The sequence below is a fragment of the Megasphaera intestinihominis genome, assembly GCF_040096415.1.
In the GTDB taxonomy this organism is placed as follows: domain Bacteria; phylum Bacillota; class Negativicutes; order Veillonellales; family Megasphaeraceae; genus Megasphaera; species Megasphaera intestinihominis.
The window spans coordinates 1-1,205 of record NZ_JBBMEU010000139.1; the positions used below are offsets into that span (position 1 = coordinate 1).

Consider the following 1,205-nt stretch of genomic DNA (forward strand, 5'->3'; position numbering starts at 1 on the left):
CAGCAGTTTACAACTTTTTGAACAAATAAATATCGCGTAACCACACTTTGAAGTATAATGAATCTGCTAAAACACATCATCTCAAAGGAGTTACGCGATGAATTCATTATACCTCGAAAATTCGATTATTGGTAGTCTGTTTCGTTTCTTTTCTCCATATTTTTCTACGGCGACACGGCCAACGCGATTCCTACTGACCTGGTTGGTCATCGCTCAGGTAGCCTTGCAGGCCTTCCCATCTCTTCGCTTTCTTCATCGGAATTTTTTGTCCCAGGTGACGCATCGCTGCTTAAATAGTTATTACCGGGCGCTTCAGAACGAAACGGTGACGAGCCATTCTCTCCGCCTGCAAACAGCACAATTGGCTTGCAGCCTGATTCCGGCGGCCTTACAGAATGAACCGGTCTTTCTCAGTGTCGATGATACGACGGTACCGAAATTCGGCAAGAAGTTCGATGCTGTTTCTCTGTTGCATGACCATGCCTGCCATACAGGCAAGCCTTACGTAAACGGTCATTGCTTCGTCAGTTTGACACTGAGTGTCCCTGTCCTGAACCAGCATGAAGGAAAAGCTCCGCTTATCCGCTATCTGGCGGTTCCCGTAGGGTACCGGATGTGGACGAAAGAGCAGACCAAACTTGAATTAGCTGGTGACCTCATCGAGGAGGTGATGCCCTTACTGAAAGACCGGCAGGTACTGTTGCTCTTTGACAGTTGGTACGCTAAAAGCTCGCTGATAGAACGGGTTTTGCAGTATCCCGGACTGGACATCATCTGTAATGTCCGCAGTGATTCGGCAATGTATGAACTACCGCCATTGCCTAACGGCAAGCCGGGACGCCCGAAAAAACGAGGAAAGCGGATTCATATGAATGATTTTACGCTGTCCTGGAATATGGACGGTATGCAAGTGGGTCATCGGATTGTTTTGACCCATATCTGCGGGAATCGCCGTATCCATGCTTATGTCAGCTACACTACATCTGGCTCCCGGCGGCTTTTCTTCAGCACCCTGAATCCCAGTGACCTGCATATGAGCTGCGCCTGGCAGGAACGAAAGATCCTACGGGACGCACCGGCAGAAGGCATGGACTATTATCCTTTGAAGCTGTACAAGCTGCGTTGGGCCATCGAAACCAACTACTATGAGCAGAAGGCCTTCTGGTCGCTGAATGCCTACCGGATTCGCCGCCAAAATGGTATTG

General features: G+C 49.1%; 1 protein-coding gene. It reads left to right on the forward strand.

Annotation, left to right across the window (positions count from 1 at the left end; genetic code table 11):
• Positions 1-97: 97 nt before the first annotated feature.
• Positions 98-1,205, forward strand: a 1,108-nt coding sequence (locus WMO23_RS11335) for an IS701 family transposase (RefSeq protein ID WP_349174125.1), incomplete at its 3' end; no start/stop codon positions are given.